The sequence below is a fragment of the Sphingopyxis sp. YR583 genome (assembly GCF_900108295.1).
Classification (GTDB): Bacteria; Pseudomonadota; Alphaproteobacteria; order Sphingomonadales; family Sphingomonadaceae; genus Sphingopyxis.
Genome location: NZ_FNWK01000004.1, coordinates 45,826 through 71,603 on the forward strand (window position 1 = coordinate 45,826; position 25,778 = coordinate 71,603).

22 protein-coding genes are annotated in these 25,778 nt (G+C 64.1%); 9 read left to right on the top strand and 13 right to left on the bottom strand.

The annotated features are described in order from the left end of the window. Window positions 1-15 precede the first annotated feature (15 nt). Window positions 16-888 carry an LOG family protein gene (locus BLW56_RS17570; protein ID WP_093512188.1) on the top strand — a complete coding sequence of 291 codons (873 nt, stop codon included), beginning with the start codon at window positions 16-18 and terminating at the stop codon, window positions 886-888. A gap of 36 nt (window positions 889-924) precedes the next feature. On the opposite strand, the gene BLW56_RS17575 is transcribed toward BLW56_RS17570, so the two are convergent. Beyond that, window positions 925-1,353, bottom strand: a complete 429-nt coding sequence (locus BLW56_RS17575) for a c-type cytochrome (RefSeq protein WP_093512190.1) — start codon at window positions 1,351-1,353, stop codon at window positions 925-927. After that, window positions 1,353-1,991 carry a c-type cytochrome gene (locus tag BLW56_RS17580; protein ID WP_093512192.1) on the bottom strand — a complete coding sequence of 213 codons (639 nt, stop codon included), beginning with the start codon at window positions 1,989-1,991 and terminating at the stop codon, window positions 1,353-1,355. Before BLW56_RS17580 ends, BLW56_RS17575 begins: the two co-directional genes overlap by 1 nt. A gap of 182 nt (window positions 1,992-2,173) precedes the next feature. Between BLW56_RS17580 and BLW56_RS17585 the strand changes: the two genes are divergently transcribed. Continuing rightward, window positions 2,174-3,067 carry a prephenate dehydratase gene (locus tag BLW56_RS17585; RefSeq protein WP_093512194.1) on the top strand — a complete coding sequence of 298 codons (894 nt, stop codon included), beginning with the start codon at window positions 2,174-2,176 and terminating at the stop codon, window positions 3,065-3,067. A 9-nt stretch (window positions 3,068-3,076) separates the two neighbouring features. On the opposite strand, the gene BLW56_RS17590 is transcribed toward BLW56_RS17585, so the two are convergent. The 5 genes from BLW56_RS17590 to purT all read right to left on the bottom strand — a co-directional run bounded on the left by BLW56_RS17590 (window position 3,077) and on the right by purT (window position 9,091). Further along, window positions 3,077-3,751 carry a CDP-alcohol phosphatidyltransferase family protein gene (locus BLW56_RS17590; RefSeq protein WP_093512196.1) on the bottom strand — a complete coding sequence of 225 codons (675 nt, stop codon included), beginning with the start codon at window positions 3,749-3,751 and terminating at the stop codon, window positions 3,077-3,079. Window positions 3,752-3,870: 119 nt separating this feature from the next. Then, entirely contained in the window at window positions 3,871-4,374 is a 504-nt protein-coding gene (locus BLW56_RS17595) for a hypothetical protein (protein WP_093512198.1), read from the bottom strand. Continuing rightward, entirely contained in the window at window positions 4,371-7,184 is a 2,814-nt protein-coding gene (polA, locus tag BLW56_RS17600; RefSeq protein WP_093512200.1) for a DNA polymerase I, read from the bottom strand. The genes BLW56_RS17595 and polA overlap by 4 nt, the downstream gene beginning before the upstream one ends. Before the next feature lie 55 nt (window positions 7,185-7,239). After that, window positions 7,240-7,893: a TVP38/TMEM64 family protein gene (locus BLW56_RS17605; RefSeq protein ID WP_093512202.1), complete on the bottom strand. Its 654-nt coding sequence runs from the start codon at window positions 7,891-7,893 to the stop codon at window positions 7,240-7,242. A 16-nt stretch (window positions 7,894-7,909) separates the two neighbouring features. Beyond that, a complete protein-coding gene (purT, locus tag BLW56_RS17610) occupies window positions 7,910-9,091 on the bottom strand; it encodes a formate-dependent phosphoribosylglycinamide formyltransferase (RefSeq protein ID WP_093512204.1) in 1,182 nt (393 codons plus the stop codon). Between the two features lie 116 nt (window positions 9,092-9,207). On the opposite strand from purT, the gene BLW56_RS17615 reads away from it, so the two are divergent. Beyond that, a complete protein-coding gene (locus tag BLW56_RS17615; RefSeq protein ID WP_093512206.1) occupies window positions 9,208-9,690 on the top strand; it encodes a methylated-DNA--[protein]-cysteine S-methyltransferase in 483 nt (160 codons plus the stop codon). Here BLW56_RS17615 and BLW56_RS17620 read toward each other — a convergent pair. Further along, window positions 9,687-10,922, bottom strand: coding sequence for an MFS transporter (locus tag BLW56_RS17620; protein ID WP_093512208.1), 1,236 nt, complete (start codon window positions 10,920-10,922; stop codon window positions 9,687-9,689). The genes BLW56_RS17615 and BLW56_RS17620 overlap by 4 nt on opposite strands. A 74-nt stretch (window positions 10,923-10,996) precedes the next feature. Next, a complete protein-coding gene (locus tag BLW56_RS17625; protein ID WP_093512210.1) occupies window positions 10,997-11,497 on the bottom strand; it encodes a GFA family protein in 501 nt (166 codons plus the stop codon). A gap of 244 nt (window positions 11,498-11,741) precedes the next feature. On the opposite strand from BLW56_RS17625, the gene BLW56_RS17630 reads away from it, so the two are divergent. From BLW56_RS17630 to BLW56_RS17655, 6 genes are all read left to right on the top strand, one after another. Beyond that, a complete protein-coding gene (locus tag BLW56_RS17630; RefSeq protein WP_093512212.1) occupies window positions 11,742-14,042 on the top strand; it encodes a TonB-dependent receptor in 2,301 nt (766 codons plus the stop codon). 2 nt (window positions 14,043-14,044) lie between these two features. Further along, on the top strand, window positions 14,045-15,331 hold the full coding sequence (locus BLW56_RS17635; RefSeq protein WP_093512213.1) for a spinster family MFS transporter: 1,287 nt from the start codon (window positions 14,045-14,047) through the stop codon (window positions 15,329-15,331). Beyond that, on the top strand, window positions 15,328-16,956 hold the full coding sequence (locus tag BLW56_RS17640; protein WP_093512215.1) for a carboxylesterase/lipase family protein: 1,629 nt from the start codon (window positions 15,328-15,330) through the stop codon (window positions 16,954-16,956). Before BLW56_RS17635 ends, BLW56_RS17640 begins: the two co-directional genes overlap by 4 nt. Beyond that, window positions 16,953-18,539 carry an AMP-binding protein gene (locus tag BLW56_RS17645; RefSeq protein ID WP_093512217.1) on the top strand — a complete coding sequence of 529 codons (1,587 nt, stop codon included), beginning with the start codon at window positions 16,953-16,955 and terminating at the stop codon, window positions 18,537-18,539. The genes BLW56_RS17640 and BLW56_RS17645 overlap by 4 nt, the downstream gene beginning before the upstream one ends. After that, a complete protein-coding gene (locus BLW56_RS17650) occupies window positions 18,526-19,278 on the top strand; it encodes a TetR/AcrR family transcriptional regulator (RefSeq protein ID WP_371262257.1) in 753 nt (250 codons plus the stop codon). The genes BLW56_RS17645 and BLW56_RS17650 overlap by 14 nt, the downstream gene beginning before the upstream one ends. 74 nt (window positions 19,279-19,352) lie before the next feature. Next, window positions 19,353-20,240 (top strand): SDR family NAD(P)-dependent oxidoreductase, encoded by an 888-nt coding sequence (locus BLW56_RS17655; protein WP_218140551.1) that lies wholly within the window; start codon window positions 19,353-19,355, stop codon window positions 20,238-20,240. A gap of 27 nt (window positions 20,241-20,267) precedes the next feature. On the opposite strand, the gene BLW56_RS17660 is transcribed toward BLW56_RS17655, so the two are convergent. The 4 genes from BLW56_RS17660 to BLW56_RS17675 form a co-directional block, all read right to left on the bottom strand. Beyond that, window positions 20,268-21,182 (bottom strand): tetratricopeptide repeat protein, encoded by a 915-nt coding sequence (locus BLW56_RS17660; RefSeq protein WP_143043501.1) that lies wholly within the window; start codon window positions 21,180-21,182, stop codon window positions 20,268-20,270. A gap of 8 nt (window positions 21,183-21,190) precedes the next feature. Beyond that, the gene (locus tag BLW56_RS17665; protein ID WP_093512220.1) at window positions 21,191-22,255 is read right to left on the bottom strand and encodes a dipeptidase; all 1,065 of its coding nucleotides are present in this window, start codon (window positions 22,253-22,255) and stop codon (window positions 21,191-21,193) included. Between the two features lie 85 nt (window positions 22,256-22,340). Then, window positions 22,341-22,964 carry a helix-turn-helix domain-containing protein gene (locus tag BLW56_RS17670; RefSeq protein WP_093512222.1) on the bottom strand — a complete coding sequence of 208 codons (624 nt, stop codon included), beginning with the start codon at window positions 22,962-22,964 and terminating at the stop codon, window positions 22,341-22,343. A gap of 194 nt (window positions 22,965-23,158) precedes the next feature. Continuing rightward, on the bottom strand, window positions 23,159-25,600 hold the full coding sequence (locus tag BLW56_RS17675; protein ID WP_177176011.1) for a TonB-dependent receptor plug domain-containing protein: 2,442 nt from the start codon (window positions 25,598-25,600) through the stop codon (window positions 23,159-23,161). Between the last annotated feature and the right edge of the window lie 178 nt (window positions 25,601-25,778).

Consider the following 25,778-nt stretch of genomic DNA (forward strand, 5'->3'; position numbering starts at 1 on the left):
GGTAGCCGCTCGTTAATGGCAGAAGATAAACAACCCCATCGTTCGCGTTTCCACAAAGCCAAGGATGACGCGCAGTTCGCCAAGCAGGCGACCACCACCCCGCAAACGGCGCACCCCGCCTACAAGCTGGCGTTCCAGGACAAGGATTTCCTGCTGCGCGAGGATCTGCGTCCCGTTCGTTTCCAGCTCGAGCTGCTCAAGCCCGAATTGCTTCTCGACGAGGCGGGGATCGAATCGACGCTGGTCATCTATGGCTCCGCGCGCATTCCCGAACCGTCGCAGGCCGACGCGCTCGAGGCGGCGGCGACCGACGATACGCAGCGCAACATCGCCCGCCGCCTGAAGGCGAAGGCGAAATATTATGACGAGGCGCGCGCACTCGCACGGCTCGCGAGCCAATATCCGTGTGACGACAACGGCTGCCGTCACTTCGTCGTCTGTTCGGGCGGCGGTCCGTCGATCATGGAAGCGGCGAACCGCGGCGCTGACGATGAAGGCCGCGAATCGATCGGCCTCAACATCGTGCTCCCGCACGAGCAGGCGCCCAATCGCTTCGTCACCCCGTCACTGAGTTTCCAGTTCCACTATTTCGCGCTGCGCAAGATGCATTTCCTGCTTCGCGCGCGCGCCGTTTGCGTCTTCCCTGGCGGTTTCGGCACGTTCGACGAGATGTTCGAGCTGCTGACGCTGATCCAGACCGGTAAGATCAAGCCGATTCCGATCGTGTTGTTCGGCAAGGAGTTCTGGCAGCGCGTGGTTAATTTCGACGCGCTGGTCGAGGAAGGCGTCGTCAGCGCGCGCGACCTCGACCTGTTCAAATTCGTCGAGACCGCCGACGAGGCGTGGAAAATCGTTCAGGATTTCTACGCGAACATCGACCATCACTGATCCGGCCTCGCCCCCGTGAAAGCGGGGGCGGCCACATCATTTCGACTGGTCTTCCAGATAGAGGATCAGCGCCTTGCGGTCGGCGGCATCGATCACGCCGGCGAATGCCATGCGCGTGCCAGGCAGGGCCTTCATCGGCGCTTCCAGATAGGTGTCGAGCGCAGCTTTGTCCCAGACCCCGCCCTTGGCCTTCATCGCGCCCGAATAGGAGAAGCCGACGTGCGACGCGACCGCACGCCCGACGACGCCATGCAGGTTGGGACCAATGCCGTTTGTGCCGCCTTTGTCGATCGTGTGACACGCGACGCAGCGCCGGAAAACCTGTTCGCCCATCGCAGCGGTGGGTTCCACAGCCGATGTTTCGGCCGCTGGCTCGCCCGTTGACGGCGCTTCGGCGGGCGCCTCACTCTTGCCGCAACCGGTGAGCGTCAGCGCGCCCGCCAGCAGGACGGGCGCGAGGCGCATTATTTCTTGGCTTCGGCCGGTGCGGGGGGCGCGGCGGCGGGTGCATCGGCTGCCGGGGCGGCGGCTGCACCTTCAGCCGGTGCAGCGCCTTCGGCAGCCGCGGCGGGCGCGGCTTCGGCGGCGGGCAGCGGCAGGTTCGAACCCTGCGTGTTGAGATACACGATCAGGTTCGCGCGATCTTCGGGGCTCGACAGGCCTGCGAACGACATTTTCGTGCCGGGAGCGAATTTGCGCGGGCTGGTCAGCCACGCGTTCATTTTTTCGAAGTCCCAGCTGCCGCCCATGCCGGCGAGTGCGGCCGAGAAGGCAAAGCCATGCTTACCATGACCGATTTCTTCGCCCATCGTGCCGAACAGATTCGGGCCGATGCCGTTGGCGCCGCCCGAATTGATCGTGTGGCAAGCGGCGCATTTCGCGAAAACGGCTTCGCCCTTCGCCGGATCGGCGGCGGCCAGAAGGTTGGCGAGCGGCACCGCCGATTCGCCGCCACCGGCGCCCGCTTCGGCGTCTTCGATGGGGAAACCGGGCTTTTCCGGTGCGTGGCTGGCGAACAACATGCTCGACCCGATGGTCAGGCCCAGCGCGCAAATGCCGGCAAACAGCACCCAGCCGGCAATAGTATTGTTGCGATTGTCCATGCTCTAGCAGCCCCGTTAGCTGACGCCCGTGTGCCGGGCGCATATTTGATTTGGACGCTCCCTTACTGGCGCGACGACGGCGGCGCAAGGGGATGAAATCGTGTGAGGGAACGGCGAGCGCGCCGGTTGCGTGGCCGCAGCGGGGTCGCTATGCGCCGCGGTTCAAGCGTGGGAAGGCAATCATGGGCAGTTATTCGGCTTCGGCACAGCATCTGGTCGACGAAATGCGCGCGGCAGCCCTCGCGGAGCCTGCGCGTGGCCTGGCGTTTCAGGGCGCGCCGGGCGCGAACAGCGACCTCGCCGCGCGCGAATATGACGCGAACTCGCTGCCGATGCCCTGCTATGCGTTTCAGGATGCGATCGATGCCGTGCGCGACGGCCGCGTCGATCGCGCGATCATTCCGATCGAAAACAGCCTTCACGGCCGCGTCGCCGACATCCACTTCCTGCTTCCCGAATCCGGTCTGTCGATCATCGGCGAGCATTTCCTGCCGATCCGTTACGGCCTGATGAGCCGCGACCTCGGCCCGGTCACGCGCGCGATGAGCCACGAACAGGCGCTGGGGCAGTGCCGCCACTGGCTGCGCACCAACAATATCGCGCCGGTCGCGCACAGCGATACCGCGGGCGCCGCCGCCTGGGTCGCCGACAGTGACGAGGTCGGCCTTGCCGCGCTCGCGCCGCCGCACGCCGCCGAACTTTACGGCCTGACGCTGCACGGCACGGGGATGGAAGACGCCGATCACAACACGACGCGCTTTGTCATCCTTGCGCGCGAACCGCTGGCAGATGCCGCGGCGACCACTGGCCCGCTGATGACGACCTTCATGTTCGAGGTGAAGAATATCCCGGCCGCGCTCTACAAGGCGCTCGGCGGCTTTGCGACCAACGGGGTCAACATGACCAAGCTGGAAAGCTATCAGACCGGCGACAGCTTCGCCGCGACGCAATTTTACTGCGACATCGTTGGTGCGCCGGGCGACGAACGGATCGACCGCGCGCTCGAGGAACTCGACTTCCAGACCAAGTCGCTGCGCTTGCTCGGCACCTATCCGCAGGCGCGCGAGCGGCGCTGAACCTGCGCGTCAGTTCCCGCGTCGGCGGAGCATCCGTGCGGTTGTCGACGTCTGGACGATGAACAGCGTGACCAATATGCTCGCGACCACGAGGGCGAACAAGTCGAAGACCGAAAAATTGGTGCCGCTGATGTCGCCGCCACCGATGATCGGCATCGCGACCGTCATCGCCATCAGCATCAGCCGCAATTCGGTCGGGCCGCCGGCCATATAGGAGAGGCGAAATTCGCCCAGAATCTTCGCCGCGATGAAGGTGTGGATCGACAGCAGGAAGTAGCCGATCACCGCCATCAGCGCGACGTCGAGCCGCATATAGGGGCTCATCCCGATCGCGCTGATCATCAGCAATGTCGCGATCGCATCGACGCTGTGATCGACGAAATAGCCATAGTTGGGACGTTCGATACCGCGCCAGCGGGCAAGGCTGCCGTCAAGCGAATCGCCGAACCAGTTGACGATATAGCCGACGAGCGAAAGCCCGAGCCATTCGCTGTCGAACCAGCTGAGCAGGTAACCTGCCGCGACAAGCACCGCGCCGGCGAAGCCCAGCGTGGTGAGCTGGTCAGGTGTCACCCAGCGAGGAAGGCGCGCGCATAACCAGTTGAGAAGACGGCGTTCGCTGCGCGCGAGGATGTTCTGCTGAATGCGGACCGGCGCCTTGGCGACGGGTTCGAACTTGCTCATGGGAACCCTTTGTTGCCGGCCGTCACAAAAGTGCCAGCCGGATGTCATCGCGGCGTCATAGAGGCAAAGTCGCGTTTGCGAAAGGCCCGGGGGGCGGTGCGCCGCGCGCGTGCGGTAAATCAGTCCTGCCAGGGACCGATTTCGCCGACCTCGCCGATGATGCGGTAACGCACCGCATCGTCGACCCACGCGACTTCCCACATCGGCGCGGGCCGCGCCCATTCGCCGATCACGAAAAGGGGGAGCTTGTTCGCGGCGACGAAAGCCAGGTCGTCGGGGGTGGGGCCGGGGATGGTCGTTTCGTACCGCTGGTGAATGCGGATGACCGCGAGGGTGGTCGATGGCGGCGCCGGAAGCGACTGGCGAACGGGGAAACCGATGCTGGTGGCGACGACCGGATAGCCTTTGTCGTCGCGAGCGAGCAGCAACACTTTGTCGGCATTGGCATAGGGACCGCCGACCGCACGGCCAACGACCTTGCGTCCCGCAATCGCCGCGAATTCGCGGATGTCGGCATCGGCAATCGGCGACGGGCGTGCGGGCGCCGAAACGGGCGCGCTTTCAGCGGGCGTGCCGACGGGATCGGCGATGAACGCCGCGACGAACAGCAGCGCGGCGATCAATGCGCTTCGCCCCAGCTCTTGCCGATGCCGACCTCGACTTCGAGCGGGACCGAGAGTTTGAGCACGGGCTCGGCCGCGCCGGACATCACCGCGCGGATCACCGCGCCCGCGGCTTCTGCCTTGTCCTCGGGGGCTTCGAACACGAGTTCGTCATGGACCTGGAGCAGCATTTTGACGTCCGAAAGCCCCGCGTCGGCGAGCGCTTTGGGCATCCGCGCCATCGCGCGCTTGATCAGGTCCGCGCTCGTGCCCTGAATCGGGGCGTTGATCGCGGCGCGTTCGCTGCCCGCGCGCTCGTTCTGGTTCGCCGCCTTGATGCGCGGGAACCAGGTTTTGCGGCCGAACAGCGTTTCGGTATAGCCTTTGGCGCGGACGCCCTCGAGCGTGTCGGTGATATAGTCCGAGATACCGGGGAAGCGTTCGAAATAGCGCGCGATAAGCGCCTGTGCTTCGTCAGGTGTGACTTCGAGTCGCCCTGCAAGACCCCAGCGCGATATGCCGTAGAGGATCGAGAAATTGACCGTCTTCGCCTTCCCGCGTGTGTCGCGGTTGACCTCGCCGAACAATTCGATCGCGGTCGCGCTGTGGATGTCGTCGCCGCGGGCAAAGGCTTCCTTGAGTTCCGGCACGTCGGCCATATGCGCAGCGAGCCGCAGTTCGATCTGGCTATAGTCGGCGGCGATCAGCACATGGCCGGGCGCGGCGATAAAGGCGTCGCGGATCTGGCGGCCGGTCTCGGTGCGGATCGGGATATTCTGGAGGTTCGGATCGGTCGACGACAGGCGCCCGGTCTGCGCTCCGACGAGACTGTAGCTGGTGTGGACGCGGCCGGTCACCCCGTTGATCTGCTGTTGCAGCGCGTCGGTATAGGTCGATTTCAGCTTGGCGAGTTGGCGCCATTCCAAAATCTTGCGCGCGATCGGCACGCCGTCGCGTTCGAGCCGTTCGAGTTCGCTCTGGTCGGTCGACCAGTCGCCCGACTTGCCCTTGCGGCCGCCCTTGAGGCCGAGCTTGTCGAACAGGATTTCGCCAAGCTGTTTGGGGCTGCCGATTGCGAAGGGCTGGCCGGCCAGTTCGTGAACCTCGCCTTCGATGCGCAACATTTCGGTCGCGAACTCGCCTGACAATTTGGCGAGATATTCGCGGTCGACCATGATGCCGGCGCGCTCCATTCCTTCGACGATTGCGGCGAGGGGACGGTCGACCATTTCGTAGATGCGCGTCCCGCTCTCGACCGGCAGGCGCAGCTTCAGCAGCTTCCAGAGGCGCAGCGCGACGTCGGCGTCCTCGGCGGCATATTCGGTCGCGCGGTCGAGTTGGACCTCGGCAAAGCTGATCTGCGATTTGCCCGTCCCGCACATTTCCTTGAAGGTCAGGCAGGTGTGATCGAGGTGGAACTTCGCGAGTTCGTCGAGCCCATGCTGATGCTTGCCCGCATCGAGCGCGAAGCTCATCACCAGCGTGTCGTCATAGGGCGCGACGGTGACGCCATGCTGCGCGAGCACGCCGATGTCGTACTTCAGATTATGCCCGACCTTCAGCACCGCATCGTCGGCAAACAGCGCTTGCAGGCGCCCGATCGCGACGTCCATCGCGATCTGTTCGGGCTTTTCGGCGAACATGTCGGTGCCGCCATGGCCGAGCGGGATGTAGCAGGCACGGCCGGGTGCGGTCGCCATGCTGACCCCGACGAGGCGGCCGGTGACGCTGTCGAGGCTCGCAGTTTCGGTGTCGATGGCGACGACATGCGCGGCGCGCGCTTCGGTGATCCAGCGGTCGAGGGCTTCGACCGTGGTGACGCATTCATAGAGCGACCGGTCGATCGGTGGCATAGCGGGCAACGTCGGGGTCGACGGCCCGGCGGGCGCGGCAACCGGCGCTGCGTTCGCGCGCGGGAAGGTCGGCGGGCCGCCGGGTGTGGCGCCGAGGTCGAGCTTTGCCGAGAGCGAGCGGAAGCCATGCTCGTCGAGGAAGGTCTTGAGCGGCAGCGGCGGGATCGCGCCGAGCTTGAGCGTGTCGAGCGCGTCGGGCAGCGCGACGTCGCGCTTTAGGTCGACGAGGACACGCGACAGTTCGGCCATGGCGCGATGCTCGATGAGGTTCTCGCGTAGCTTGCTGGCCTTCATCGTCTCCGCGCCGTCGAGCGCGGCGGTGAGGTTGCCATATTCCTGGATCAGCTTGGTCGCGGTCTTCGGCCCGACCCCGCGCACGCCGGGAACATTGTCGACACTGTCGCCCATCAGCGCGAGCACGTCGCCGACCAGATCGGGGGTGACGCCGAACTTCTCGTTCACCGCTTCGAGCCCGAGGCGGACATTCTTCATCGTGTCGAGCATGTCGACCTGCGGCGAGCCGTCGGTCGGCTCGCGGATGAGCTGCATCAGATCCTTGTCGCTGCTGACGATGGTGACGTCCCAGCCTTCGCGCACAGCGGCTTCGGCATAGGAGGCGATCAGATCGTCAGCCTCGAAGCCCTCCATCTCGATGCACGGCAGCGAGAAGGCGCGCGTCGCGTCGCGGATCAGCGGGAATTGCGGGCGCAGATCCTCGGGCGGTTCGGGCCGGTTCGCCTTATACTGGTCGTAAATTTCGTTGCGGAACGACTGGCTGCTATGGTCGAGGATGACAGCCAAATGGGTGGGCCCGTCGGCGTCGTGCAGATCCTTCGCGAGCTTCCACAGCATTGTCGTATAGCCATAGACTGCGCCGACGGGCACCCCCTTGGGGTTCGTCAGCGGCGGCAGGCGGTGATAGGCGCGGAAGATGTAGCTGGAGCCATCGACCAAATAGAGATGATTCTTGTCCGACATGGCGCGGATGTAGCAGGGGAGGGGCGGGCGGCCTAGGGCACTGTTCCCGCTTTGGTCATCGTGTGCGCCAGCGTTCGATACCTTGCCAGCTTAGCCAGAAGAGGAGCGGCAGGCCGATCGCGCCGAGCATCAGCAATTCGGCGGAGGCTTGCTCGACCGCGGCCGCGCCGATCGCGGCGAAGAGTATCGCGACGCCGAGGTTGGCGAGCGCCATCACGAGCGCGAAGCGCGCGAACGACATGCCCGCGACGCCCGCAGCGATCGACATCACCTCGGCGAGAACCGGCACGGGTCGCGAGAGGATGAGGGCGATCGGTCCGGCACGCTCGGCGAGGCGGTGCGCCTTTTCGACATCGTCCGTGCCGAGCAGCCGCTTGGCGAGCGGCCGTGCCGCCCATCGGCCGAAGGCATAGCCGGCAAGGCTGGCCCCCATCAGGCCGAGCCAGATCACGAGCGCGCCGACTGGAAAGCCGAAGGCCGCGCCGGCTAGCGTGTTCGTCACGCCGTTCGGCACCGGCAGGAACAGGTCGAGCGTCAACGCGGCGATGATGAAGGCCGCCGCGGCGACCGGCTGCTCGTCGGCGGCGGCGAGGATCGCATCGCTCGCCGCCATGAACTGGTCGCGGAAGGCCAAGGGCACGCCGATGACGAATATCAGCAGTGCGGCGATTACGAGCCAGCGTGTCAGCGGGGCAGGTCGCTCGGCCATGCCCCTGCTTAGCGCATCAATCGCGATAGTCGATATGCAGCTTTCCGGCGGCCTCGACTGCTGCGGCACGCGCGTCGTCGGTCGTGCCGCCCGCGACCTTCGCAAGTGCGACGCCCATTCGGCGGTACGGCCGCGTGACGGGTTTGCCGAAGATGCGGGCGTCGACCGACGTTCTGTCGGTCGGCGCTGCGAGCGCGTCGGCAAGGCCGGTGATCGCGAAATCCTGTGCATCGCGGTCGGCGAGCAGCACGGCGCTCGCGCTCGCGTCGGGGACCGCGATCGCGGGGATCGGCAGACCCAGGATCGCGCGCGCGTGCAGGTCGAACTCGGACAGCGATTGCGAGATCAGCGTCACCATGCCGGTGTCGTGTGGACGGGGCGAGAGTTCGGAGAAGATGACCTCGTCGCCCTTCACGAAATATTCGACCCCGAAAATGCCGTGGCCGCCGAGGGCATCGACGACCTTCGTCGCCATGTCCTGCGCCGCGGCGAGCGCGGCGGCGGACATCGCGGCGGGTTGCCAGCTTTCGCGATAGTCGCCGCGTTCCTGACGGTGGCCGATCGGCGGGCAGAAGCTCACGCCGTCCTTGTGACGGACGGTAAGCAAGGTGATCTCGTAATCGAAATCGATGAACGCCTCGGCAATCACGCGCAGCCGGTCGCCGCGCATCCCGGCGGCGGCATAATCCCACGCGGCGTCGATGCCGCCCGCATCCCTGACCGTGCTCTGACCCTTGCCCGACGAGGACATGACGGGTTTGACGACAAGCGGAAATCCGATGCGCCCGGCCGCCGCAGCAAGTTCTTCGCGGCTGGTCGCATATTCGAAGGTGGATGTCTTGAGACCAAGCTCACTGGCGGCGAGGTCGCGGATCGCGTCGCGGTTCATCGTGAGCTGCGCGGCGCGTGCCGAAGGAACGATATGGAAACCCTCGGCTTCGAGTTCGGCGAGCACTTCGGTACGGATCGCCTCGACCTCGGGCACGACATGGTCGGGGCGATGTTTTTCGATCGTGGCGCGCAGCGCGTCGCCGTCGAGCATTGAAAAGACTTCGAAGCCGTCGGCGACCTGCATCGCCGGCGCGCCTTCATAGCTGTCGCATGCGATGACGCGGCACCCGAGCCGTTTTGCCGAAATAACGAATTCGCGGCCGAGTTCGCCCGAGCCGAGGAGAAGGATGGTAGCGGTGGGGGTCATGCAAAAACTTTCCATCGACGTTGGGCGCAAGATTCGGGACGCACAGCGGTGCGGCCTCCGCCATATGAATTTCAGCATCAAAGTGCGACAGTGAATGACATTAGAGGATCAACCTTGTGACCCATTATTCGAAAACCATCTGGTCGCCGGTCGGCGAACTGACTCTCGTTGCCGATGAGCGCGGCCTCGCCGCCATCTTGTGGGAGAATGATCGGCCCGATCGGGTCCAGCTTGGTGTCTTGAGCGAAAAGCCCGATCACCCGGTGCTGGTCGAAACCGAGCGGCAATTGGGCGAATATTTTTCCGGCGACCGCCGCAGCTTCGATGTGCCCTTGTCTTTTGCCGGCACCGATTTCCAGAAGCGCGTGTGGGCGGCGCTGCTCGCCATCCCGTTCGGCGAGACGCGCAGCTATGGCGAGATCGCCGATCAGCTCGGCAATCCGGGGGCCTCGCGGGCGGTCGGCGCCGCCAACGGGCGCAACCCGATTTCGATCATCGCGCCATGCCACCGCGTCGTTGGATCGAATGGCAAGCTGACCGGTTTCGCCGGCGGACTGGAGGCGAAGGCGTTCCTGCTCGACCTCGAAGCGGCGGCCTAAAGGTCGAGCGTGCGGATTTCGGGGATCAGTTTCCACCACAGCAGCGCGCCGAGCAGCGACAGCGCGGCCGCGGTCGCAAAGGCATAGCCATAACCGCCGAGATAATCGACGATCAGGCCCGTGACGATCGGCCCGATGATACCCGAAATATTGCCGAGCGCATTCTGGACGCCCATCCAGCTGCCGGCCGCACGGGGGCCCGCGAAAATCTGGCCGACGGCGAAGATGTTCGTCGCGATGAGCCCCGCGCCGAAGCCCGCGACAGCCAGCCAGAGGGCCAGCATCGCATAGCCGTCTGCAACCGCGATGCCGGCGGTCGCCGTTCCGATGGCGAGCTGGCCCGCGATCATCAGCCAGCGGCGAACCTCGCCTTCATTGGCGCCTTTCGCGACCATCCGGTCGGACAGCCAGCCGCCGGCGAGCGCGACGATCCCCTGCGTCGTGAAGCTCAGCGTCGTCAACGCCGTCATCTCGCCGATCGAATAGCCGCTCGTGTTGACGAGATAGAGCGGCAGCCAGGCGAGCAGGAAGTAGAAGCCGTAATTCGACAGGAAGTGGACGATGCTCATCTTCCACAGCGCGGGCACGCGGAGCAGACGGCGGATCGAAACCCGCTCACTCGCCGGCACCTGTATTGCGCGGGCGCGCATCGAGGCTGCGGCGAATTGCCAGGGGATGAGCCACAGCAGCGTCACGGCGCCGAAAATCCAGAAGACCGGCCGCCAGCCCCATTCGCCGAGGATCGCGCCGCCGGTGAGTACGCCGATGGCCGGACCGAAGGCGATCGCTGCGGAGACCGACGCGTTCGCGATGCCGCGCCGTTCGACGGGGACTTCGGCAGCGAAAATCTTGCTGCTGCCCGGAAAGGCGATGCTTTCGCCCAGCCCGAGGAACAGGCGCAGGATGATGAGCGATACCAGCCCGCCCGCGAAACCGGTGAGCGCGGTGCTGATCGCCCATATTGTGACTCCGAGCGCAAAGACGCGGTAGACGCAGAAACGGTCGCACAGCCAGCCGACGAACAGGCAGGCGGGAGCATAGACCCAGAAAAAGGCCGAGACGGCCAGGCCGAAACCCGTCGCCGACAGCTCCAACTCCTCCTTCATCAGCGGCGCGGCGACCCCGATTGCGCCGCGGTCGACATAGTTGAGGAGAACCGACAATGCGATCAGGATGACGACCCAGGTTACCCGTCTTCCGTCAGCCCGGCCCGTGATCGATTGTGTCGCCATATTCAAGCGCTCCCCTGCCCGGTGACAGGGCTAACAGATGGGTCGCCGCACGCTAGCGAAAATTGGCCGCACGGCTAACCGCAGGCGGGCCAGCTGTCCGTATCATGGTCTGGATGCTGGTGATTGCTCGCGCTGATGGCGCCGACATAGTCGGCCATCGTTTCCTCGGTCGTGCCTTCGCCCTTGATCGGAAGATGGCCGAACATCTCCAGCTGGCCTTCGATCCCGAACTGAACCCGCGGCGGAAAGCGCGCCGGATCATCGAACGACCCCGTCGTCAGATTGATATGCCCGCTCTCGAAATAATCATAGGCGAGCGGCGTCCCGCAACCGGAGCAAAATCCGCGCGCTGCCTTGTCGGAGCTTTTGAACCAGGCCAGCGAACCGCGCGTCCAGCGGATCGCGTCGCGCGGGACACCGATCAGCGCGATGAAGAAATTGCCCGCCGCTTTCTGGCACATCCGGCAGTGACAGATATGCGAGCTGTCGAGCACGGCCGTCACATGCCAGCGTACCGCGCCGCACTGGCATCCGCCGGAGGCTTCGGCTTCAACGCGCTCCGGGCGATCGCTCATATTCCTTGCTCCCGTTCAATTGTCAGATGCCGCGCAATATAACGGAATGCGGTGTCTGGATCGCTCAAATTTTCTACGGGCCCGATCATCGGCAAAAGCTGACTATCCTATGCGTCAGAGCTTCTCTTTTCGGATCAGGAATTTTACTCACACACGTGAGAGTGAATATTGACTCAAGCCTAGGCCGCTGCCATGAACACACCATGCCGACGACCGAGCGGCGATATTTTTAGGAGAGGGCAAGATGAGGGTTCAGCTGTTTGCGTCCGTATGCGCGGGCGCGCTTTTCGCAATTCCGGCGGGCGCCGCTGCGCAAGATGCGGCCGGATCCGCGCCCCAGGCCGACGAAGCACAGGACGGCAACGACATCATCGTCACCGCGACGCGCCGCGCCGAGCGTATTCAGGACGTTCCCATCAGCATCTCGGCCTTTTCGCAGGACGAGCTGACCGAAAAGGGCATCGTCGGATATGAAGGCATCGGGCGCGAGACGCCGGGCGTGGTGCTGAACAAGCCGACCGCCAACTTCAACAATTTCACCGCGCGCGGCATCGCGACCAACGGCTATAACGCCAACCTGCAAAGCTCGGTCGCCATCTATATCGACGAGCTTCCGGTGTCGACGATCGGCAACACCACCGTCGTCGATCCCAATTTGTTCGATGTCGAGCGCGTCGAATTCCTGCGCGGGCCGCAGGGGACATTGTTCGGGTCGGGCTCGCTCTCTGGTGCGATGCGCATCCTGCAGAAAAGCCCCGATCTCAACGATTTCGATACAGCAGCTCTCGTCGATTTGGGCCTGACCGGATCGGATTCGATCCGTCAGCGCTATAATGCGATGGTCAATGTGCCGCTAGTCGAGGACAAGCTCGCGCTCCGCGTCGTCGGTTTCTACCGCGACGAGGAAGGCTATCTCGACAATGTCGGGACGGGCGTGAAGAATTCGAACACGCTGATCGACTATGGCGGCCGTGCGACGCTGCTCTGGCGTCCGACCGACCGGCTGTCGATCAAGCTGCTCGGCAGCTATGAATATAGCAATCCCAAGGACAGCTCGCTGACGAGCCCGTCGCTGGGTCGCAACAAGCGGATCTCGGACGAACCCGATCGCTTCACCGGCAAGCAGTTCATCGCCAATGCGACGATCGACTATGAGTTCGATTTTGCGAAGCTCACCAGCTCGTCGACCTATTCGGATTTCGATCAGCGCTTCTACGTCGATCTTGCCGGTACCTTCGCGCCGGGTTCCTTCGTCGGCGCGCCGATCGCTTTCGGACTCGACGCCGACGCCTATGACAAGGTGTTCGTTCAGGAAACGCGGCTCGCCTCGACGCTCGACGGTCCGTTCCAGTTCGTCGTCGGCGGCTTCTATCTCGACCGCCGCCGCGACGTCGATTATCTCTATCGTTCGAACCCCGGCTTTCTTGCGGCGCGGAACATGACGGGGCTGCCCGACAAATATTTCCAGAAGCTCTACACCCATTCGCTCAGCAAGGAGCTCGCGGGCTTCGGTGAGCTGACCTATCGTTTTTCGGACAAATTCTGGCTGACCGGCGGGATGCGCTACGGCGAGACCTCTGCGCAGGCGTTCACGGAGGCAGGCGGCTATCTGGCGACCGCGTTCGGCTTCAACTATTATGATTATGCACTGCTCGGCCTGCCGGTGAATTTTACGACTTTCACCCCCTATGCGGCGGCCGAAGGCGTGAAGGCGAAAGGGTCGAAGCCGTCGTGGAAATTCAGCGCGACCTTCAAGCCGAGCGACGCACTCACCACCTATGCGACCTTCTCGACCGGCTTCCGCGCGCCGATCGTCAATGCCCGCGCGGGCGCACCCAGCCTTGTCGATCCGAACGATCTCACCATTCCCTATGGCGCTTCATCGGACGATCTCAAAAGCTATGAGGTCGGCGCCAAGGCACGCTGGCTCGACGGGCGCGTCACGATGAACGCCGCCTTCTACCTGATCGACTGGAGCAACATTCAGGCACAGGCGAACCGCCAGTCGGACTCGGTGCAGTTCGCGACGAACATCGGCGCCGCGCGTAGCAAGGGTTTCGAGTTCGAGATCGGCGTGATCCCCGCGACCGGCTGGGCGATCGGTTTTAACGGCGCGTACAACGACGCAAAGATCACCAAGCTGTCGGCGGAGGAAGCTGCGATTTCGGGTGCGGTGCTCGGTCACCGCCTGTCGGCGCCGCGCATCCAGGGTTCGGCCTCTATCTCGTACAGCTTCAAGCTTGCGGACGACATCGACGCGATGCTGGCGGCCAATGCCCAGCATATCGGCGCCTATAACAGCAGCTTCCCGAACACGCCGGGACGGCCGAACGTGCCGCTCTCGACCTTTGGCAAGACCGATGCCTACAGCAATGTGAACCTCAGCTTGGGGTTGAAGAAAGGCGATCTGTCGGCGCAGCTCTATGTCGAAAATCTCTTCGACGATCATTCGATCACCTACATCCATCCCGAAGCCTTCCTCGTGAGCCGCTTCGGGACGATGCGACCGCGGACCTTCGGTGTCCGCCTCGGTTACAGCCTGTGATCATGGCGACCGACGCCACGTCCGTGTCGGATACGAAGCCGGCCGGCCGGCCGGGCTTCGTGCTCGGGATGCTATGCTTCGTCTATGTGCTGAACTTCCTCGACCGGCAGTTGCTGTCGATCCTCGCTAAGCCGATCCAGGACGCGCTCCAGATCACTGACGGTCAACTCGGGCTGATCAGCGGGCTCTATTTCGCGATGTTCTATTGCTTCATCGCGATCCCGGTCGGCTGGTTCGCCGACCGGACGAGCCGCGTCGGGGTGCTGTCGGCGGCCTGCGCGATCTGGAGCGGCGCGACGGTCGCGTGCGGCATGGCGGCCAACTACACGCAACTCGCCATCGCGCGCATGGTCGTCGGCTTCGGTGAGGCGGGGGGCGTGCCGCCCTCCTATGCGATCATCACCGACACCTATCCGCCGGGGAAGCGCGCCGCGGCGCTCGGCATCTTCAATCTCGGCCCGGCGCTGGGCGCGGCAGCGGGCGTCGCCTTTGGCGCGGCGATCGCCGAGAGCTTTGGCTGGCGTATTCCGTTCATCGCGGTGGGCGTGATCGGCGTCATCACTGCGCTGCTCGTGTGGCTGACGGTGCGCGAGCCGGCGCGTGGGGCTACCGATGTCGCGGGGCCGGCGTCGGACGACAAGGCGGCTTTCTGGCCGACCGTCCGCATGTTCCTGTCGCACCCGATATTGATGCTGGCGGCGCTTGGCAGCGGCGCGACGCAGTTCGTTACCTATGGTCTCGGCAATTTTGCCGTGCTGTTCCTGATGCGCGAAAAGGGCATGGAACTGGGTGACGTTGCGATCTGGTATGCGCTGGTGCTGCTCATCGGCATGGGCGGCGGCATGATCGTGTCGGGCCGGGTGATCGACCGCATGGTGCGCAAGTCGCGCGCCGGCTATGCGATTGCCCCTGCGCTGTCGCTCGTTGTCGCGATGCCCTTCTATGTCGCGTTCGTCTGGGCGCCGGGATGGCCGCTCGCGCTGGCGTTGCTCACCGTCGTGATGATCTTCAACTATTTCTACCTCTCGGCCTCGGTCGCGCTGGTGCAGGAGGAAGTGAAACCCAACCAGCGCGTGCTGGCGGGCGCCTTGCTGCTGCTCATCATGAATTTCATCGGGCTGGGGTTGGGGCCGACATGGGTCGGCTTTGCGAGCGACTGGTTTAAGGCGCAGGGCGATCTGCACGGTCTGCAGACGGCGCTCTACACGCTGACTCCCTTTTATCTGATCGCGATCGGGCTGTTCCTCTGGCTCGCGCGGCGGCTGCGCCGTCAGGAGACACAGGCATGAAGACGCTATGCACCGCTTTGTCGGCCGCCGGACTTTTGGCGGCACATCCCGCCTTCGCCGCGAACCCGGTGATCGAGGCTCCAGCCGGTGCCGTCGAGGGCAAGGCTGTCGGAAAAATCCACAGCTTCAAGGGCATTCCCTTCGCGCAGCCGCCGGTCGGGCCGCTGCGCTGGAAGGCGCCGCAGCCGCTGGCCGCCTGGCCGGGCGTTCGCAAGGCGCAGAGCTTTGGCGCCGCGTGCATCCAGCCGCGCCCTGCCGCGGTCCATATCTATGCCAATCCGCCCGCGAAGATTTCCGAGGATTGCCTGACGCTCAACATTTGGGCGCCCGAGGATGCGAAGGGTGCGCCGGTGATCGTCTGGATTCACGGCGGCGCGCTCTCCACCGGCTACAGCCACGAGGGCATGTACGATGGCGCCAAGCTAGCGGCGCGCGGCGCGATCGTCGTGTCGATCAACTATCGCCTGGGCGTGCTCGGCTACATGGCGCATCCGGCGCTCAGCGCGGAATCGCCCGATGGCGTGTCGGGCAATTACGGGTTGCTCGATCAGGTCGCCGCGCTCGAATGGGTCAAGGCGAACATCGGCGCGTTCGGCGGCGACGCGGGCAATGTCACCATCGCGGGCGAGTCCGCGGGCGCGCTCAGCGTGATGTATCTGATGGCTGCGCCGCAGGCGCGCGGCCTGTTTCACAAGGCGATCGCGCAGAGCGCCTATATGATCTCGACCCCGTCGCTGAAGGAGGAGCGCCACGGCGAACCCGCCGCCGAGGCGACGGGCGTGCGCGTGGCGGCCGCCTTGGGTGCAGCGGATCTGGCGGCGCTCCGCGCGATGGACGCGACCAGCGTGTCGGAGGGCGCGCAGAAGGCGGGTTATTTCCCGTGGGGAACGATCGACGGCAAGGTCTTGCCGCGCCAACTCGTCGACACCTTCGATCGCGGCGAACAGGCTGCTGTGCCGATGATCGCTGGGTTCAACATCGGCGAAATCCGTTCGCTGCGTGTCCTTGCGCCGCCGGTTCCGGCGAATGCCGCAGCCTATGAGGTCGCGATCCGTCAGCGTTATGGCGACCTCGCCGACGCATGGCTGAAGCTTTATCCCGCGCGCGACCTTGCCGAAACGATCCTCGCGACGCCGCGTGACGCGCTCTATGGCTGGACGTCGGAACGGCTGGCGATCAAGCAGACCGCGCTAGGTCAATCTGCGTATCTTTATCTTTTCGACCATGGCTATCCAGCGGCGAGCGAGGCAGGGTTGCACGGTTTCCACGCCGCGGAAATTCCGTTCGTGTTCGGCACGGCCAGCGATACGCCGCCCTATTGGCCCAAAATTCCCGACACGGTGGCCGAGCGCCGCCTTGCCACCGCGATGGGCGACTATTGGGTGTCTTTCGCCAGAACCGGACAGCCCGAAGCGGCAGGGCAGGCTGCGTGGCGTCCTTATGGCAAGGATGCCGCCTTCATGGCCTTTGCCGACATCCCGCGTTCGGGCGCGCGGCTGATGCCTGGAATGTACGCCCTTCACGAAGCTGCTGTCTGCCGCCGCCGCGCCGCAGGCAATCAGCCTTGGAACTGGAATAGCGGTATCGTCTCCCCCGTGCTCGCGAAGGGCGAAAATTGTCCATGATTCACGGTATGATGCAGGATTATCCGCTTACCCTCGACAAATTCCTCGATCATGCGGCGCGCTGGCATGGCGATGCCGAGGTCGTGACGGCACGCGAGGACGGCAGCGTGGCGCGCATCGGCTACGGTCCCCTGCGCGAACGCAGCCTTGCGATATCGTCGCTGCTCACCGGTTTCGGGGTGGGCGAGGGCGATCGCGTCGCGACGCTCGCATGGAACAGCCAGGCACATGTCGAGGCATGGTACGCCACGATGGGCATCGGCGCCGTCTGTCACACCCTCAATCCGCGCCTGACCGCGCCGCAGCTCGCGGCCATGGCGGTGCAATCGGCGGCGAAGCTGCTGATTGTCAGCGCCGATCTGTTACCGCTCGCGCGATCGATCGTCGAGCGTGCACCGGCGATTGGGCAGGTTCTGGTCATTGACGGGCGGGCGGGCGACTGGCCGGCATCCGCTCCGCCGCTGCTTGAGCTTGAGGGGCTGATCGGCGACGCACCGGAGGGCGCCCAATGGGGCGGCTTTGACGAGCGTTCGCCCGCCGGCCTCTGCTTCACCTCCGGAACCACGGGGGCGCCGAAGGGCGTGACCTACACGCATCGCGCAAGTTTCCTCCACACACTGCGCGCCCTGCAGGCCGATGTCATGGCCTTCACGCATCGTGATGCCGTGCTCGCCGTGGTGCCGATGTTCCACGCCAATGCCTGGGGTCTTCCCTTCGCGCTCCCCGCCGTCGGCGGTAAGCTCGTGCTCCCGGGCCGACAGGCGGACGGTGCGAGCCTAGCGCGACTGATCGCGGCCGAGAATGTGACGGTCGGTGTCGGCGTGCCCACCGTCTGGCTCGGCGTGGTCGAACATCTCGAAGCCGAGGGTGGGGAACTGCCGTCGCTGAAGCGCATCATTGTTGGCGGGGCGCCGATGCCGCCGGCGCTGATGGAGCGGATCGAGCGACGGCTTGGCGTCACTGTCCAGACAAGCTGGGGCATGACCGAATTGTCGCCGCTCGGCACGATCGCTCCTCCGGATGATCCGCTGCGCACCGCGTCGGTGTCCGGCCGCCCCGCTATCGGCGTTGACCTGCTGCTCACCGATGCAGCGGGTGTGGCGCTGCCCGAACAGCGCGGGGTCGAGGGGCATCTGCGCGTCCGCGGCGCGGCCGTTGTCGAACGCTATCTGGGACAGGAAGTGTCCGCGACCGACGATGGCGGCTGGTTCGCGACCGGCGACCTCGCGCGGATCGACGCGCGGGGCAATCTGTCGATCACCGGCCGCGCCAAGGATCTGATCAAATCGGGCGGCGAGTGGATCAACCCTGCCGAGATCGAGGCTGTCGTCGGGGCGCTGCCGCAGGTGTCGCTCGCCGCGGTGATCGGCCGCGAGGATCCCAAATGGGGCGAGCGGCCGGTGCTGCTCGTCGAGCTTGGCGCAGACACGGATATCAGCGATGCCGACCTCCTCGCGCCGCTTGCGGGCCGGGTGGCACCCTGGTGGATTCCCGATGCGGTCGTGCGCCTTGCCGCCATGCCGCTGGCGCCGACGGGAAAAATAGATAAGATTCGCTTGCGGAACGACCATGGCGCGGGTTGACCGGCAAGGGGGCGTCGCGGCAGGGGCGGCGACGGAACAGAAACTGGAAGTCGGACGAGTGGCAGAACAGGCGAAAACGCGTCGGCGGTCGACCAAGGCCGAACAGCGCGCCGAGACGATGGAGCAGATCCTCGACGAGGCAGAGTTGCTGTTTTCGCGGCACGGCCTGCACGGCGTCACGCTGAAGGACGTCGCGAAGCGCGTCGGTGTGCACCACACGCTGCTCAACTATTATTTCGAGGACAAGAAGAAGCTGTTCGATGCCGTGTTCGCACGGCGGGCGGTGGTGACGAGTACGAAGCGGATGCAGGCGCTCGACGAATATGATCGTGCGAGCAGCGGCAAGCCGACGATCGAAGGCGCACTGCACGCCTTTCTCGACACCGACCTCGATCTCTATATCCACGGCGGCGACGGCTGGAAGAATTACGGCGCGCTCGGCGCGCAGGTCGCGAACACGCCCGAATGGGGCGCCGAACTGATGGACAGCCATTTCGATCCGGTGGTCCTCCGCCTGATCGAGCTTCTGAAAAGGGCGATGCCCGACTGCGCCGAAGAGGATATCTTCTGGGGTTATCATTTCGTCACGGGCGCGCTGATGGTCACGCTCGCGCGTACCGGCCGCATCGACAAGCTTTCGGGCGGGGTCTGCAAGTCCGAGGATTTCGAAGCCATCAAGGCCCGCATGGCGTCGTTTATGGCCGCCGGCTTCCGGCAAATCTGCAGCGCCAAGGCCTGAACGAAAGACGCGGATGCTGCCGCGTCCCGGCTTGTTCATTATGTTAACTCACTAGAGAGTGAATGGAGATCCACATGGGACATGATATTTTGCCGTTGCAGGGCCGGGTCGCGATCGTCACCGGCGCCGGAGGCGGACTCGGCCGCGCGCATGCCCTCTACCTCGCAAGTCAGGGCGCGCGCGTCGTGGTCAACGACCTCGCGCTGCCCGCCGCCGAGCAGGTCGTATCGGAGATCGTGGCGAATGGCGGCGAGGCGCTGGCGATCGTCGCTTCGGTGACCGACGAGACAGCAGTCGAGGCGATGGTTCGCGATACGCTGGATGCGTGGGGGCGCATCGATATCCTCGTCAACAACGCGGGCATATTGCGCGACAAAAGCTTTGCGAAGATGAGCATCGACGATTTCCGTCTGGTCGTCGACGTCCACCTGATGGGCGCCGCGATCTGCTGCAAGGCGGTGTGGGAGGCGATGCGCGCGCAGCAATATGGCCGCATCGTGATGACGACCTCATCGTCGGGGCTTTGGGGCAATTTCGGGCAGGCCAATTATGGCGCCGCCAAGATGGCGCTCGTCGGGCTGATGCAGACGCTGGCGATCGAGGGCGAGAAATACGGCATCCGCGTCAACAGCCTCGCTCCGACGGCCGCGACGCAGATGACGCACGGCGTTCTGTCGGAGGAAAGCCTGACCGCGCTCGATCCCGCACTCGTCAGCCCGGGGCTGCTGGCGCTGGTCGGCGACGCGGCGCCGACGCGTGCCATTCTTTGTGCAGGCGCAGGTCATTTTGCGAGCGCCGAAATCACCTTGTCGGGCGGCGCATTCTTCGGCCGCGACGCGGATGCCGGCCGTCAGCTGACGGATCGCTGGTCGAGCGTTGTCGAGCGGCAGGATGCGATCGTGCCGGCCTATGGCTTCGTGCAGGCGGAGCGCGAAGTGGCGAGCGCCGCCAACGGTAGCTAATATGGCGATCCCGTTGGCGGGCTCGAATCAATAGCCCTTTCGTCCGGGGCTCGCGAGTTCGGCTTCCGACGGCCAGTGACCCTGTGGGTTTTCGCGGACGATCTCGGTCAGCAGCGCCTTCGCGCCCGTCTCGTCACCGGCGAACCGGCGTTCCATCGCGATAGCGAATTTGATCGTGCTGTCGCGCGTGTCCTTGACGCTCGCGGGATCGAGCCGGCCCTGCATGATCTGGACCGCCTGATAATAAGTGAAATTCTCAATCAGCTTGAGCCCCGGCTCGATCGCGTCGATCGCGGCGCGCGCCTTGTCGTGCTGGCCCATCTTGCGATAGGCGAGATAGGTCCAGTAGGCGGTCGGCACGCGCATGTCGTCGCGTGCGAAATCGGCCGACAGTTCGAGCGATTTCGCCATGCCCGTCACCATCGTCGGATAGTCGCCCGTCGCGAAGCTCGTTTGCGCGTGATAATAGACGATGTTGCCGCGGTACGTGCTGATGGTGAGACCGATCGGGTTCGGCATGCCGTCGGGCTCGAAGCTGTCGGGCGTGTCGCCCATCAGTTCGAGCGCCTTTTCATAGTCGGCGAGCGCTTCCTTGAATTTGCGCGCGCGGGTGAGGTCGCGGGCGCGGAAGCGGTAAAGTTTGTAGCTGTCCGGGAATTGCTTGATCCCGGCGCTGAAGGCATCGACCGCGTTGCAGATGCGCCCGGCATAGTCGAGCCGGCGGCCGTACCATATATGGCTGTCCTCGCGATCGGGGGCGATGCGCAGCGCGGCTTCGGCAATCGCGATATCCTCGTTGAGCATCTTTTGCGTCGCGGCCGAATATTTCGGGATCGTCAGCGGCGTCCCGATCAGGCTGGTCGCGCAATTCCCCGCGTCGGCGCCAGGGATGTTCGCCGACGCGGGGGCTGCTGCAAGCAGCAGAAGGGCGAGGGTGGACATGCGGAGGCTCATCCGATCACCTCCTGATAGATGCGACGGACATTGGTCCCCATGATCTTTTCGACCGTGGCTGAGGGGTAGCCGAGCTTGCGCACGCCATCCCATACCACTTCCATGCGGCGCGGGCCGTTGAGTTCGTTGATGAACAGCGGCCAGTCGGGTTCGTGGAAATTGGCACCCTCTTCGGCCTTCAATTCGGCGATATAGGCGTCGGTCATCTCGACGACGCGGTGATCGCGGTCGCTGCCGATCGCGACATGGTCGGCGCCCATCACTTTGACGGCATGGTCGATGTGGCGGAAATATTCGGGCAGCGCGTCGTCGCGCTTGGTCGTCAGGAAAGGCCGCATCTGGCAGATGCCCGCGACGCCGCCCTTGTCTGCGAGCAGGCGCAAATTGGCATCGGTGGTGTTGCGGACATTGCTGTGCACCGCCATGCACGCGGTGTGCGAGACGATCACCGGTACTTTCGACGCATTGATCGTATCGGCCATCGTCTGCATGTTCGAATGCGACAGGTCGATCAGCATGCGCCGCTCGTTCATCCGGCCGACGAGGTCGCGGCCGAAATGGGTGAGGCCGTTTGCGCCGAGTTCCTTGCACCCCGCGCCCGCCCAATTCTGGTCGTTATAGGTGATCTGCGCCGATGTGACCCCGAGCTTGCGGAACAGGTCGACATTGTCGAGGTCACGCCCGAACTGGGTGCTGTTCTGGAACAGGTAGAACAGCGCGAGCTGGCCGTTCTTGCGCGCGACGTCGATGTCGCTGGTGCTCGTCGCCTTCAGGAACAGTTCCGGGTGCTTGGCGATATGCGCGTCATGGTCGAGGACGGCCTGAATGGCCTCTTCATAGGCCTGCCCCTCATAGACTTTGGGATCGCAGAGCGTGATGGTGATTGCGTCGAGCCCGCTCGCGCGCATCTGGCCGATCAGCGCGGCGTCATACTCGAACCGCACCTCTCCCATCGCGTCGAAGGTGAGGGGGCGCGTCTTCGCCAGCGCCGCCGCCGCAGGTGCCAGTGCCATCGTGGCCGACAAGGCCGCCCCCGACAGGATAAAATTCCGTCTGTCCATAGCTTCGCCCTCTCCAATTCTCTATTGGAAAGAAATTAGCGTATCGGAAAATTATTGCAAGCCCGATGATTGGGCGGAGAATTGGCTAGCCGGTGTTGACCCAGAGGACGACGGCATCCTCCTCGCTTGTCGAATAGGCGGCGTGCTGCATGCTGCTGTTGATATAGATGCTGTCGCCGACGCCGAGGATCGCGGGTTCGTAATGCTCGGTCTGGAAGCAGATCTCGCCTTCGAGCACATAGAGGAATTCTTCGCCGCTATGCTGCGACCAGCGCTTGAAATCCTCGAGGCTGCGCGCCTTGATCGTCGTGACGAATGGCAGGATTTTCTTGTTCTTGAGCTCGGCGGCGATCAGCCGGTGGCGATAGACTTCGGTTTCCATCAGGCGGCCTGCGCCGTCCATGGTGACGCTGCGCCTGCCCGCGGCATCCTGACCCATATTGCTCGCGAAAAGTTCGGTAATGTCGATGCCGAAGCCCGTCGCCAGTTTCTGCACGACGTCGAATGTCGGCGACATCTGGTCGTTCTCGATCTTTGATAAGGTCGAGGCGGCAAGTGCGGTCAGGCGGCCCGCATCTTCCAGCGTCATGCCGCGCTCCTTGCGTAACTGGCGGAGCCGCTCACCCAGATGAAAGCCTTCGGATCGAGGCCGCTTCGCGGTGCGAACGGCACCCAATACTTCCGGCTCGTCTCCATTTCTGGGCGGCATAAAACTCCAATCCTTCACTTGCTCGAGATCGAACGGCGTTGGCCAATGGGGGACGGCTGGGGGAAGAGGTCCGGCCAATCAGCCGCCGCCACCTATAAGGCACAAATTTCCGATAGGCTACGGAATTGGCATATCCGCTATGCCAATTCCGTATTTGCCCACCGGAAACAGAGGCCGATCTCGATTAGACGAGATCAGAATTTATACCTCGCATTCAAATAATAGAAGCCGCCGGCGACCCCGAATACGCTGTGGTTGTCATAGATCAGGCCGGCGCGGGCGCGGGCAGGGCCGCGACCCGGGGGAAAGATGTTGAAGATATTGCGTGCACCGACGCTCAATTCGACATCCTGAATCCCCGAGTAAGTCACTTCGGCATCGAACAGCGTCACGGCCTTGCGCGGCAGGAACGTCGCGCCATCGAGCCGGCGCCAGGCGCCATAGTGGATCGCACGCGCCATGAAGCCGACATCGCCGACCTTGGTCGTGGCCGAGAAATTGCCGCGCCAGCGCGGGGTACCGCGTTCGAACTCGGTGACGATCGCCGGGCTGAAGCCCGGAGGCGGCGCACCGCGCAGATGCTGTTCGTTATAGTTCACCGCGAGGCTGAAATCGGTCGAGGCATTGTCCGACCAGCTGTGGCGATAGGTGCTCACAAGGTCGAAGCCGCGAACGCGCGTATCCATCTCGTTCTGGAAGTAACGCACCTGTTCGATGTCGGCGCCGTTCGGGAAGTTGATCGCGGCGAGCGCGGCGCGCTCGGCAGCGGTCGTGTTCCGCGACGGGGTCAGGAGCAGACGGTCGTCGACGTCGATCTGGTAGAAATCGAGCGTGGTCAGGAAGCCGTCGAGACCGGTGAAGACAACACCCGCCGACATGTTGAACGAGGTTTCGGGGGTCAGCGCCTTCGATCCGAAGACCTGCGCAGCGGGCGATCCCGGAACGAGCACGGCGTCGAGGATGAAGCCGCCGACGCCGTCGAGCTGCGAGGTCAGGCTGGTACCGAAAACCTGTCCGGCGGCCGGAGCCCGGAAGCCCGTGCTGACCGAACCGCGCAGTGCAAAGGCATCGCTCAGCTCGAAGCGCGTAGACGCCTTGTAGCTGAAATTGTCGCCGAACTGGTCATAGTCTTCATAGCGGGCGGCCGCCGACAGGTTCCACCACGGCGTGATGTCGGCATCGACTTCGCCGAACACCGCATAGCTGTTCGAATCGAAGCTGCCGGCGAATTCGGGCGAGAAGCCCTGGAAGCCGTTCGATCCGGCGGGCAGGTCCTGCAGCGGACCCGTCGTGTAGCTCGCGACGTCGCCTTCGCCGATGACATAGGTTTCCTTGCGGTGGCTGGCACCGGCAAAGACAAGGATATCCTTGCTCAGTTCATAGGAAACTTCCGCATCGAACTGGATTTCGCGTTGGGTGAGCGAGCCGGGCTTGAACGCGGTCGGCGACTTGACGCCCATCGACGCGTTGATCGTGCCGGTGATCGAATAGTCGACCGTGTTGGTGCCATAGCGTGCCGACAGATCCCACGTCAGCGGACCTTCCTGATCGCGCAGGCCGACGAGGGCGCTGAAATCTTCGAGATGGCCGCGGAACTCGGGCGTGAAGCCGCCCGGATAGATCAGCGCGAGGTTGAACTGCTCGGGATGCGCAGGCGACAGGTCGAACGCCGAATTGGCATAGGTGCCGTGCCCGTTCAGGCCGCCCGCCGCGAAGGGCTGGCGCAAGCCGAAGGTGACCGAGCTCTTGCCCGTCATATAGTTGCCGAAGCTGTAGAGTTCGAGTTCGTCGCTGAGTTCGATGCCGGCGTTCCACACCGATTTGAACGCCATGTAACGCGGATCGAGATTGCCTTCCGGATGTTCGGGCACGCCCGGGACGCTCAGCGCCTTCAGTGCCTCGGCGCCCGCATGGGTCGCCTTCTTCGCATAGGCTTTGGCCTGATCGGTATATTGGGCCGCAATGTTGAAATAGGCATTGTCGCCGACCGGAACCGCCAGGTGGCCCTGGATGTCATAGGTGCGGCCGCCGCTCTGATAATATTCGCCGACCTGCGCCGTGATCGAGCCGCCGCTCTGGGCCTTCTTCAGTTCCATGTTGATCACGCCGGCGATCGCGTCCGAGCCATATTGGGCCGACGCGCCGTCGCGCAGCACTTCGACGCTCGACAGCGCAATCGGCGGAATGACGTTGAAATCCTGTCCCTGCGAACCCGAGGTCGAGGCGTGGCCGGTGCCGATCTGGACGATCGAGGCGCGGTGGCGGCGCTTGCCGTTCATCAGCAGCAGGACATGGTCGGCCGGTGAACCGCGCAGCGTGACGGGGCGCACGAACGACGAACCGTCATTGCCCTGCAGGCGCTGTGCGTTGAACGCGGGCACCAGCGTGCGCAGCGCATCGTTGACGTCCGAATAGCCGGTCGTGGCGATCTGTTCGGGCGCGATGACGTCGATGGCAACCGAGCTATCGGTGATCGAGCGATCCTTGCGGCGCGTACCGATGACGACGATGTCGCTACCGCTACCGCCGGTTTCTGCGCCATCCTCTTCAGGCGGCGCCGACTGAGCATGCGCCATCGGCGTGATCGCAAATGCGAGCGCGGACGACAGCAGCAGGCGTGACACGAACTTTGACATTATTCCCTCCTTTTGGACCCGTTTCCCCACCGGAAATTCATTGATTTCCATCCTGTGTCATAAATTCTAAATTTTTCCTATCATAAAATTTATTGCTCAACTAGCAATTTGTTCCTATGCAATTGAAGAGCGCTGCAGGGGCGGCTTCGCGGCAGGGGCCGGAGGGAGGATTTCGCTT

Bases quoted from the DNA above. Each gene is read 5' to 3' on its own strand.
- BLW56_RS17585 (WP_093512194.1), top strand. From the start codon at position 2,174: ATGGGCAGTTATTCGGCTTCGGCACAGCATCTGGTCGACGAAATGCGC.
- BLW56_RS17605 (WP_093512202.1), bottom strand. From the start codon at position 7,893: ATGGCCGAGCGACCTGCCCCGCTGACACGCTGGCTCGTAATCGCCGCA.
- BLW56_RS17665 (WP_093512220.1), bottom strand. From the start codon at position 22,255: ATGGACAGACGGAATTTTATCCTGTCGGGGGCGGCCTTGTCGGCCACG.
- polA (WP_093512200.1), bottom strand. From the start codon at position 7,184: ATGTCGGACAAGAATCATCTCTATTTGGTCGATGGCTCCAGCTACATC.
- BLW56_RS17640 (WP_093512215.1), top strand. From the start codon at position 15,328: ATGAAGACGCTATGCACCGCTTTGTCGGCCGCCGGACTTTTGGCGGCA.
- BLW56_RS17660 (WP_143043501.1), bottom strand. From the start codon at position 21,182: ATGTCCACCCTCGCCCTTCTGCTGCTTGCAGCAGCCCCCGCGTCGGCG.
- BLW56_RS17630 (WP_093512212.1), top strand. From the start codon at position 11,742: ATGAGGGTTCAGCTGTTTGCGTCCGTATGCGCGGGCGCGCTTTTCGCA.
- BLW56_RS17620 (WP_093512208.1), bottom strand. From the start codon at position 10,922: ATGGCGACACAATCGATCACGGGCCGGGCTGACGGAAGACGGGTAACC.
- BLW56_RS17655 (WP_218140551.1), top strand. From the start codon at position 19,353: ATGGGACATGATATTTTGCCGTTGCAGGGCCGGGTCGCGATCGTCACC.
- BLW56_RS17580 (WP_093512192.1), bottom strand. From the start codon at position 1,991: ATGGACAATCGCAACAATACTATTGCCGGCTGGGTGCTGTTTGCCGGC.
- BLW56_RS17645 (WP_093512217.1), top strand. From the start codon at position 16,953: ATGATTCACGGTATGATGCAGGATTATCCGCTTACCCTCGACAAATTC.
- BLW56_RS17670 (WP_093512222.1), bottom strand. From the start codon at position 22,964: ATGCCGCCCAGAAATGGAGACGAGCCGGAAGTATTGGGTGCCGTTCGC.
- BLW56_RS17575 (WP_093512190.1), bottom strand. From the start codon at position 1,353: ATGCGCCTCGCGCCCGTCCTGCTGGCGGGCGCGCTGACGCTCACCGGT.
- BLW56_RS17635 (WP_093512213.1), top strand. From the start codon at position 14,045: ATGGCGACCGACGCCACGTCCGTGTCGGATACGAAGCCGGCCGGCCGG.
- BLW56_RS17570 (WP_093512188.1), top strand. From the start codon at position 16: ATGGCAGAAGATAAACAACCCCATCGTTCGCGTTTCCACAAAGCCAAG.
- BLW56_RS17650 (WP_371262257.1), top strand. From the start codon at position 18,526: ATGGCGCGGGTTGACCGGCAAGGGGGCGTCGCGGCAGGGGCGGCGACG.
- BLW56_RS17675 (WP_177176011.1), bottom strand. From the start codon at position 25,600: ATGTCAAAGTTCGTGTCACGCCTGCTGCTGTCGTCCGCGCTCGCATTT.
- BLW56_RS17625 (WP_093512210.1), bottom strand. From the start codon at position 11,497: ATGAGCGATCGCCCGGAGCGCGTTGAAGCCGAAGCCTCCGGCGGATGC.
- purT (WP_093512204.1), bottom strand. From the start codon at position 9,091: ATGACCCCCACCGCTACCATCCTTCTCCTCGGCTCGGGCGAACTCGGC.
- BLW56_RS17590 (WP_093512196.1), bottom strand. From the start codon at position 3,751: ATGAGCAAGTTCGAACCCGTCGCCAAGGCGCCGGTCCGCATTCAGCAG.